We start from the raw sequence: 717 nt of genomic DNA on the forward strand, positions 1-717 counted from the left end.
TTTATTTCAACCTCTTAAAATATACCTCCTAAAAGAATAGTTGTAATGCATATAACTCTTTGAAATCTAAATAATTAAACACAAATTTGTATTTCCTGTCAAAACGGTATATTTTAGATTTTGTGTAAATTATTTGTGCTTCTATAAAACACTTAATTGACTTTAGATGGTCTGCGTGTATAATAAAACTTTTTGATTGGACAAATCGAATTAATCAAATATGTCAAGCACTTTAGGCTTAAATTATATGATTTGCCGGTATTAGTAATTAGTATATTAAATTTAGGTAAGCAATGAACGGAATTGAAAACTATCTGGGTCAAATTTTATCAGTATTATGTGCAATTATCTGGGCATTAGCAGTTATCCTTTTTAAGAAAAGTGGTGAGACCGTGCATCCGATTGCCCTCAATCTTTTCAAAAATCTTATAGCAATCATTCTCTTTCTTATCACAATTAAAATCCTTGGCCAATCATTACTGCGTAATGCTTCAAGTAAAGAATATTTAATCTTTATTCTTAGTGGTATTTTGGGTATGGCGATTGCTGATACTTTATACTTTATGTGCTTAAATCAAATTGGTGCCGGACTTTTAGCCATTGTTTCTTGTTTACATAGTCCTTTTATAATAATACTCTCAATGTTATTTCTCAAAGAACGCATGACTTTTCTGCAGATTATTGGCGTAATCCTAATTGTTCTTGCCGTGCTTTTAA

General features: G+C 30.0%; 1 protein-coding gene. It reads left to right on the forward strand.

The features are described 5' to 3' along the window. Window positions 1-293: 293 nt before the first annotated feature. The coding region (locus tag N2201_07475; protein MCX7786038.1) for a DMT family transporter at window positions 294-717 on the forward strand (424 nt) is incomplete at its 3' end.

It is taken from the genome of candidate division WOR-3 bacterium, assembly GCA_026418155.1.
GTDB lineage: Bacteria > Hydrothermota > Tepidihabitantia > Tepidihabitantales > CAIPLT01 > JAOABV01.